The organism is Kaarinaea lacus (genome assembly GCF_975902315.1).
Map to the genome: position 1 here is coordinate 1 of NZ_CDLKIE010000501.1, position 8,265 is coordinate 8,265.

General features: G+C 43.5%; 8 protein-coding genes. 6 read left to right on the forward strand and 2 right to left on the reverse strand.

Annotated features, from left to right (window positions below; translation table 11 throughout):
• A partial coding sequence (locus ACWVCM_RS15615; RefSeq protein WP_455202693.1) for a Maf family protein occupies positions 1-573 on the reverse strand: 573 nt, incomplete at its 3' end.
• A gap of 391 nt (positions 574-964) precedes the next feature.
• On the opposite strand from ACWVCM_RS15615, the gene ACWVCM_RS15620 reads away from it, so the two are divergent.
• The 4 genes from ACWVCM_RS15620 (at position 965) to ACWVCM_RS15635 (ending at position 5,899) form a co-directional block, all read left to right on the forward strand.
• Entirely contained in the window at positions 965-1,117 is a 153-nt protein-coding gene (locus tag ACWVCM_RS15620) for a hypothetical protein (RefSeq protein ID WP_455202694.1), read from the forward strand.
• 241 nt (positions 1,118-1,358) lie between these two features.
• Positions 1,359-2,063 (forward strand): ABC transporter ATP-binding protein, encoded by a 705-nt coding sequence (locus tag ACWVCM_RS15625; RefSeq protein WP_455202695.1) that lies wholly within the window; start codon positions 1,359-1,361, stop codon positions 2,061-2,063.
• Complete coding sequence (locus ACWVCM_RS15630; protein WP_455202696.1) at positions 2,060-4,651, forward strand: FtsX-like permease family protein; 2,592 nt, start codon at positions 2,060-2,062, stop codon at positions 4,649-4,651. The genes ACWVCM_RS15625 and ACWVCM_RS15630 overlap by 4 nt, the downstream gene beginning before the upstream one ends.
• A 3-nt stretch (positions 4,652-4,654) precedes the next feature.
• Entirely contained in the window at positions 4,655-5,899 is a 1,245-nt protein-coding gene (locus ACWVCM_RS15635) for a lipocalin-like domain-containing protein (RefSeq protein WP_455202697.1), read from the forward strand.
• Between the two features lie 35 nt (positions 5,900-5,934).
• Here ACWVCM_RS15635 and ACWVCM_RS15640 read toward each other — a convergent pair whose 3' ends face one another.
• Complete coding sequence (locus ACWVCM_RS15640) at positions 5,935-6,498, reverse strand: hypothetical protein (protein WP_455202698.1); 564 nt, start codon at positions 6,496-6,498, stop codon at positions 5,935-5,937.
• 186 nt (positions 6,499-6,684) lie between these two features.
• Between ACWVCM_RS15640 and mazG the strand changes: the two genes are divergently transcribed.
• On the forward strand, positions 6,685-7,458 hold the full coding sequence (gene mazG / locus ACWVCM_RS15645) for a nucleoside triphosphate pyrophosphohydrolase (protein ID WP_455202700.1): 774 nt from the start codon (positions 6,685-6,687) through the stop codon (positions 7,456-7,458).
• A gap of 148 nt (positions 7,459-7,606) precedes the next feature.
• A partial coding sequence (locus ACWVCM_RS15650) for an amidase (RefSeq protein WP_455202699.1) occupies positions 7,607-8,265 on the forward strand: 659 nt, incomplete at its 3' end.

Here is an 8,265-nt window from a genome sequence, read left to right on the forward strand (position 1 = left end):
AATATCTATTCCTTCATTTTTCAACATCCGCACCAGCTCAATAAGCGGTAATCCAACGAGGGTATTGGGATCATCGCCCTCTAATTTTTCAAACAATGAAATTCCTAAACCTTCAGACTTGAAACTACCGGCACTATTATAGGGTTGGTCCTGTTTCAGGTAGCGTTCAATTTGATCATCGTCAAGCTGACGAAAATGGACTGTAAAAGGAACACACGCGACTTGAGCCTGTTGGGTTGCACTGTTGTAGAGGCATAGTCCTGTCAGGAACTCGATGCGTTTTCCGGACGCAGCTTTTAGCTGTTGTACCGCATTGTCGTGAGTGTGTGGTTTTCCCAGTATTTGCTTATTGAGTACCGCTACTTGATCGGATCCAATGATCAGCGCTGCCGGGTGGCGTTTCGCGACGGCCAATGCCTTTGCTTTGGACAAACGTTTTACCAGGTCGGTAGGAGATTCGTTCTCCAGAGCTTGTTCGTTAACATCGGGTGAATCGATTTCGAAGTCAATTTTCAGTTTCTGTAAAATTTGTTGCCGAAATGGAGATGTGGACGCCAGGATTAGAGTGTTCATAATCTGCTGATTTAAATCGGTTCTAAAAATATCACTTTTAATTAATAGTATAAAGAACAATAAGTTATAATAAAAGATTGATTGAAAAGCTTAGAAGTTTGAGCTATCGTTCATTGACATCATTAACGATGAATGCCATAACTTAACACAGTGTTAAGTAGAACGGCTTACAATAATTAATTAACATCGCCCAGGCACAAAGTATTTGTTAATTAGAAACTTAGGTTGTACGAATAATAGACGACTCAAAATGTATAGATCTGTCATTGTCTGTTGCGCATTTTTAATATCCACGTTATTGGCGTCTGGAGTGCATGCTGCTTGCACCTATAACGAAGCGATTATGGCGTTTAATAACGGGAACCTAGTTCGGGGCCAGGCGTTAATGACGATGGCGGCTAGGGATGGAGACCAACGTGCCATGAATTTTCTTGCTTCCTATGATCCTAATATGGATCAATCAAGGCAAGCAGGAAAATCACTGAGCGAATTGCTGTTAGTATTGAACTCGTCGACATCGAACAGTACATCAGCACAAAACTAATTATCCAGCTCATTCGATATACTCCCTTAGCTTTAACTGTGGCGTTTTAGACTTAGCCTGGTTGTTGGTGCTGTTTAAAAAAAAGATTTGTAATAATTATTATCAATAATTAATGGGGAAGCGGAACAAGATTTGTCTTAATGACAAATGATGCGCTTAAAATGTTATTTTCACGTTGCTTAAAAAGTGTAACGTGATGTAGCGGTATACTAAAATACTATAAAAAGAACGGTTAGATTCTATGTCGAATTCGGCGCATATAGTTTTAAAAAATATCAGTAAGTATTATACGGAAGGCGACCAGCAACGATTAGTTTTCAAAGACGTTGATCTGGAAATTCAACCGGGTGAATTTGTCGTACTGTTAGGACGTAGTGGTTCTGGCAAATCAACACTTCTTAATATCTTAAGTGGTATCGATGAGCCCAGTTCCGGGCAAGTGATCGTAAACGATATTGATATTACTAATTTATCCGAACAGGATCGCACACTGTTCCGTCGGCAAAATATTGGTTTTATATTTCAGCTATTTAATTTAATACCCACCTTGACGGTACTTGAGAATGTACTATTGCCGTTAGAGTTAACGGGAAAACTGAAAAAAGCTCATCATGAGCATGTGGCACGATTATTAAGCGCAGTACGCCTTACTGATCGGGTAAACAGTTTCCCGGATAAGTTATCTGGGGGCGAACAGCAACGTGTGGCGATTCTTCGTGCATTAATACACAAACCATTACTGTTACTGGCTGATGAGCCTACCGGTAATCTTGATTCGGATACCAGTCGCCAGGTGCTTAATCTAATGACCACCCTGGTACGTAAGGAAGGAAAAACCCTGGTGCTGGTAACGCATAGTCAGGAAGTTGCCCAGCTGGCTGACCGTATTTTTGTATTCCGTAAGGGACAATTGATTGAGCAGCATTCCAAAGGTGAATCGGTGTGATTTTATGGAAAGCCACAGTTCGCCACTATATCAAACATCCATGGCAGATTTTGCTTTCGACGGTGGGTATTACACTTGGTGTGGCCGTCGTTGTGGCGATAGATTTAACCAATAGCAGCGCACAAAAAGCCTTTGAACTGTCTGCCGGGGCTTTAACCGGTAATACCACTCATCAAATCATCGGTGCGTCGCATGGCGTGCCTGAAGAGCTGTTTCTGGAACTTAGAAAGAAAGAAGAATTAACGACGATAGCACCTATAGTGGAAGGATACGCGAAATTACAGGGGCGTGATGATGGAAAGCAGGAAGATGGTAATGTATTTCAGATTGTAGGTATTGATCTATTTGCAGAAAAACCTTTTCGCAGCCATCTCCAGAATACAGTGCAACGAATCGACACGGCGCGCTTCCTCGGCGAGCTCAATACAATGATTCTTGCCCGATCCACTGCCAAGCGTTTGGGCGTGAAAGTTAATGAACAATTGAGTTTTTTAATCTCAGGATCTGAGGTTACATTCACAATCGTTGGCTTAATAAATGATGAAAAAGAGCTGGATGAACTGGCCTTATCATCCATTCTATTTGTAGACATCGCAACCGCCCAGGAAGTGCTGGGAATTCACAAGAATTTATCGCGTATTGATGTTATTTTACCCGAGACTAGTGAAGGTAAGCGTTTATTGCAGGAATTAAAGGTATCGCTCCCGTCCAACGTTGATATCGTCAGTTCCAATGCACGCAATTATGCTTTGTCGCAAATGACCAAGGCTTTTGAGACCAACCTGACAGCGTTAAGTCTTTTGGCGTTAATTGTGGGTATGTTTCTTATTTATAATACTATGACGTTTGCTGTTGTTCTGCGTCGGCAAATCATGGGTTCATTGCGGGCTTTAGGGGTTACTCGCAGCGAAATTTTTAAAATGATTTTTGCAGAATGTATCCTTATCGGATTGTGGTCTACCTGGTTGGGTATATTTTTTGGGATAGTGTTAGCAGATGGTTTATTGCAGCTGGTAACGCGCACGATCAACGATTTGTACTTTGTGCTAAATATACAATCCCTGGATATTTCATATGTTTCGATTATCAAGGGCCTGTTTATTGGTGTTGTAGCAACTGCGCTAACCGGATTTTTGCCCGCCTACGAAGCAACGAAATCAACACCGCGGTCTTCCCTGGCTCGCTCGACATTAGAAGCCAAATATCGTGAAGCATTTCGCTGGTCCAAGTTTATTGGCGGTGGATTAATGTTTCTAGGTGCACTGGTATTGATAATCCCCAACGATTTTTTGTGGCTTAGTTTCGCTGGACTTTTCTTTATTATTGCCGGTTTTGCCCTGTACGTGCCTCAATTGACATTAATGCTGGTTAATCTTGCTGTTCCGGTTCATAACAAAATTCTGGGTACCCTGGGTAATATTTCGGCGCGTAGTGTCAGTTCATCCCTGAGTCGTACCAGCATAGCGATAGCCTCTTTAACAGTCGCAATTGCAACTACAATCGGCGTGGCGGTGATGATAGATAGCTTCAGGGGATCTGTCATATCGTGGCTGGATAATACTCTGCGAGCGGATGTGTTTGTTACTACACCGGGGGTCAACTCCAGCCGTAATAAAGGCAACCTGTCTCCGGTATGGGTGGAGCGTTTCAAGTCAATGCCAGAAATTCGTGCAGTGAGCGTAGTACGAAACGTGCAACTGCAGGCACCAAAGGGCATAACAGAACTGCATGTGTTAAAGATACCGCACAATATGTTTAGTATGTTCGAATTGAAGCAGGGTGATTATGCGCGAGCACAACAGGGATTTTTTGACGAAGATGGGTTGCTGGTTTCAGAGCCCTATGCCTACAAATATGGTATAGATGTGGGTGAGATGTTGGTATTACCCACGGACAAAGGGTTGCGAAGTTTTAAGGTGATTGGAATATATGTCGACTACGGATCAGATCAGGGTATTGTCACCATTAATCGCAATACCTATGAACGTTATTGGGATGATCGTACGATAACATCGCTTGGATTACATACTGATCCCAGTGTAAATGTAAAATATTTTATTGATAAATTGCGTGCAGTAGTGGCTGACTATCAAGCCAGGAGTGCGAGCGGCGAAAAAGAACATGATTTAATAATTAAATCCAATCTGGCAATTAAGGAAGCTTCCATTCGGGTCTTCGACCGGACTTTTGTGGTAACAGAAGTATTACGATTGCTTGCGATCTTTGTCGCGTTTGTTGGTATTGTCAGTGCGCTAATGTCTATACAATTTGAGCGTCGCGCAGAGGTTGCCCTGTTTCGGGTGCTGGGATTAACGCCGCAAGAAGTCTGGCTGGTGGTAGCAGGAGAAACCGGGTTGATAGGAGCGATCGCGGGCATATTGGCAATTCCCCTGGGGCTCATTCTAGCAATGGTTCTGATTTTTGTTATAAATCGACGTTCCTTCGGCTGGTCCATGGATTTAACGATTGATCCAATGTTGTTTGTGCAATCTTTATTGTTGGCCATTACCGCTGCAATGATCGCTGGAATGATTCCGGCATTTAAAATGTCCAAGAGCAATCCCGTAGGTGCATTACGGGAGGAATAGTTAATGATAAATTTTGCTTTTTCAAATCTTAAACTTGCCTGTTTTTTGTTGACAGCGGTATTTCTGTTACCGGCATGTGAACGATCAAAAGCGTTGGGGGGCCAGGATGCGGTCAATCTGACAGATGCATTTTCAGATAGTATTTCAAGCACCTATACGAAGGCTTTCCGGGAGTATAAATTCAATTTTCCGCGTGATCACGCTGCGCATCCCGATTTTCGCCAGGAGTGGTGGTATTTCACGGGAAATGTTTTATCTACCAAAGGGCAACGCTTTGGATATGAGCTTACTATTTTTCGCTTTGCCTTAAAGCCGCCGAAACAGGAATTTATAACTCCTGAATTTACTATATCCAATGGCTCCAGCATGGCAACAAACGAGTCATCCTGGCGTACCAGTCATATCTATATGGCTCACCTGGCGGTGACTGATATTGATAATGATAAATTTTACTATGCGGAGCAGTTTAGTCGTGACGCGATGGGTTTGGCAGGTTCAGCGATCATTTACCGAGATCGCCTGGAAGGAGATTCCACGCAACTTAAAGTCTGGGTTAACGACTGGTCGATTGAATCAGTTGGTGACACTGTTTTCCCCATTCAACTTCTTGCGAAAGCTGATGATGGATTTGGTATTTCACTCGTATTGAATCAAACCAAACCAGTTGTGCTGCATGGCGATGAAGGATTAAGTATTAAAGGTGATAGCCCCGGCAATGCATCGTATTATTACTCAATTACCAAAATGGTAACGGTCGGTAGTATAACGGTTGATGGTGTAAAAGCTTCAGTGTCTGGTTACAGCTGGTTTGATCGTGAATGGTCAACATCCCAGCTGGATCCAGAACAGGAAGGCTGGGACTGGTTTGCCTTGCAGCTGGACGATAACCGGGAAATAATGTTTTTTTCCATGCGTCGTAAAGATGGCGGACTGGATTTAAAAAGTGCTGGCACTATCGTAGAGGAAGATGGTACTTCGCGTAAACTTGCCGTGAATGATGTGAATATTGATGTCATTCGCCACTGGACCAGCCCTCACAGCAATATAACCTATCCTTCAGGATGGAAAATCAGCATTCCTTCCGAGTCACTGGAATTACAGGTAACACCTGCGGTTGAGGATCAGGAAATGAATACCACGATTCGCTATTGGGAAGGTTCCGTGAAAGTTTCCGGCAAATACAAAAATAGCAATCGTATCGTTGCAGGAAAGGGTTACGTGGAACTCGCCGGATACGAGCCCGGTTGATGAAGAATTATAGCGTTTGATTTAAGTTAGAAAAATTAAAGCGTAGGCGCAGGCATTTTCGGCACGCCTTTGGAAGTGATTGACAGATTCTTCAACGTCTTTTTGCCTTCTCTTTCCAGCTTGTAGCGATCAATCTTTGAGTCACCCTTTAGATCACTAAACCAGTTACGACGTTTGGCTTTCTTGAGAAACCGGATTGCCTGTTTGTCGCCATTGTCCGCAGCACGCTTCAACCATTTAATGCCAACCCGGACATCATATTGATTGACCCCGGTGGTGACGTAATGCAGGCCTAACAGAAACTGGCCGGAAGGGCTGTTATTTTCAGCGGCACGCATATACCAGTTTGAAGCTTCTTCAAGGTTTTTCTTTACCCCCCAACCATTGGCGTATGCCAGCCCTACAAATACCTGGGCCTCGGGTTGATCGTTGTCAGCTAATTGCTGCCACAGCTCAAGTGCTTTCGCGTAATCACCACGATTAAACGCTTTTTGCCCTTCTGTGAGTGATTCCAGCCTTTCAGCATAAGTCGTTGACGCAGCAAGCAATAAACTTCCTGTGACGACGAGGTATTTGGCTAATTTCAGTAACTTATGCATACTAAACAACTCCGGGGTACTGCTAAGTGTAGCTTTATATTTATACACGTTGAAAAGGTATACAGTGAATTAAATCACAGTAGTTAAGTCGGCTACAAGCCCTGTATGATTGAATTCTTTTCTGTGACGTAATTCATTTATTATCAAAAACTTAGAGGTTAAAAATTGACCAGTATAAATAAATTATTGAATATAATGAAAGAGTTACGTGATCCGAGTCAAGGTTGCCCGTGGGATCGAGCGCAAACTTTTCAAACCATCGCTCCCTATACTATAGAAGAAGCTTATGAGGTTTCAGACGCTATACAGAGAGAGGATATGTCGGAATTACAGGACGAACTTGGTGACCTGTTATTTCAGGTGGTGTTTCATGCGCAACTGGCCGCTGAGCAGGGATGTTTTGATTTTAATGATGTGGTTAACAGCATTGTTGACAAAATGCATCGACGCCATCCACACGTTTTTGGCGATGAAAAAATTGAAGATGCTGAGGCGCAAACTCACGCATGGGAAAAGCACAAACATGTGGAACGACAACAGAAAAAACAAACTGCAACTCAATTGAGTCTGTTGGACGGTATACCCCTGGGCCTGCCGGCGCTTACCCGAGCGGTTAAGCTACAGAGGCGGGCAGCACGCGTCGGGTTTGACTGGACATCCATAGCACCAATCCTGGAAAAAATTATTGAAGAACTGGAAGAGGTCAAACAGGAAATCGAGCAGCAAGCGGATCATCAACTCGTTGAAGACGAAATAGGGGATCTCTTTTTTGCTGTTTCTAACCTGGCACGGCACTTGGCGATTGATCCGGAAACATCAATTAGGCGTTCCAATGCAAAATTCGAACGCCGATTCAAAGCCGTTGAAACCCTGGCGCTACAGCAAGATAAACTGCTGGAGAAAATGACGATTGATGAAATGGAAGTCCTGTACCAGCAGGTAAAGCAATCGGAAAAATAAACATTAAGGATCTGTTATGATACTGGCATCCAAATCAAAACACCTGATGCTAATTTGCTGTTTAATTCTTTATTCCGGGTGCAAGCCTTCATCCGAACCTGTTTCTCAATCATCTAACTTTCAGGTGCAGGAGACTACTATCTCTCGTGTGCATGACGCATTCAGAAATGGCAGTTTAAGTTGTGAAAAACTGGTAAGCATCTACCTGGATCGTATTCAAAAATATGACAAGACTACCAGGTTAAATGCCATCATATTGATAAACCCGAATGCAATGAAGCGCGCCAGGTGGCTGGATTCAGAGTTTAAGGAAAGTCGAAAACTGAAAGAACTTCATTGTGTGCCGGTGATTCTCAAGGACAATTTTGACACGGCAGACATGCCTACCGCTGCAGGTTCAATAGTGTTGAAAAATTCTATTCCTCCTGACGATGCTTTTATGGTGAAAAAGTTACGGGAAGCGGGTGCCATTATAATTGCCAAGTCCAATATGGCAGAGTGGGCATTTAGCCCTTATTTCACTATTAGTTCTACGCACGGCGAAACACGCAATGCATACGACCTGGATAGAGTGCCTGCAGGATCCAGTGGCGGTACCGCATCTGCAGTGGCTGCTAACTTTGGTTTAGTGGGCATGGGTTCGGATACTGGAAATTCAATCCGTGGCCCCGCATCACACCTCGCTTTGGTAGGCATACGATCTACCATAGGAGCGACGAGTCGAGATGGCGTTGTCCCACTGTTGTTTAATCGTGATATTGCAGGTCCTATGACAAGGACCGTTGAAGACGCCGTGCGGGTGTTTAA